This window comes from Carboxydocella sp. JDF658 (assembly GCF_002049395.1).
In the GTDB taxonomy this organism is placed as follows: domain Bacteria; phylum Bacillota.
In genome coordinates this window covers 1-720 of the sequence record NZ_BDLR01000185.1, presented here as the reverse complement: position 1 = coordinate 720, position 720 = coordinate 1, and the positions used below count along the sequence as shown (strand labels likewise).

Genomic DNA, 720 nt, shown 5'->3' with positions numbered 1-720 from the left:
ATCTATATCAGGTAATTCCTTGGCTGCTTCTCTTTTCTTTTCTATTATAATAGTATTTAATCTATTTTCTATTCTTTCTAATAAATATACATTTGAAATTTCAAAGATTGATTTTTTAATATTATCGCCAGTTTGTTCTCTAAAATATGAGTTAAGTCTTTCTCCATCAAAGAAAAAATATTCTCTTATTTCTTTAGGTGCAAATTGCCTTACATAGTTATCAGCATCTTCATCTATAAATATTTTTGTGCCATTATTATTAATTATACAAACTTCAAATTTTTCATTTACTCCAATAGGTTTTTCTGATTGTACATTAAAAACACTCTCCCTTTTGAAAATTATATTATCTTCATCATTATTAACATAAACTTCAACTAAAACAGTAGAATAATTTTCCTCATTATTCTTAATTACATCTAAATTTAGTATTGGTAATGCTTTTGAGTCAAGATGTAAATGCGGTTCGTCCTTGTATAAACACCAGTTAACAGCATTTAGTAAGTTACTTTTGCCCATGCCATTCTTACCAATTAATATATGTAGATCGTGTTCATTCTTTTCATTAAAATCTATTTCAAAATTTTTAAATTGTCGGTAATTTTTTATTTTAATTTTATTTATTCTCATCTTTATCATCCCCTAGATATTTTTTAATCGTTTCTTTATATTTTTCTTTATAATGTCCTTTTCCTGAAGATTCAAAAAATAATAGTTCAC

The 720-nt window shown here is 24.6% G+C and carries 1 protein-coding gene; it reads right to left on the bottom strand.

Annotation, left to right across the window (positions count from 1 at the left end):
- On the bottom strand, nt 1-630 hold a 630-nt coding region (locus JDF658_RS13565), incomplete at its 3' end, for an AAA family ATPase (RefSeq protein WP_159446649.1).
- Nucleotides 631-720 lie beyond the last annotated feature (90 nt).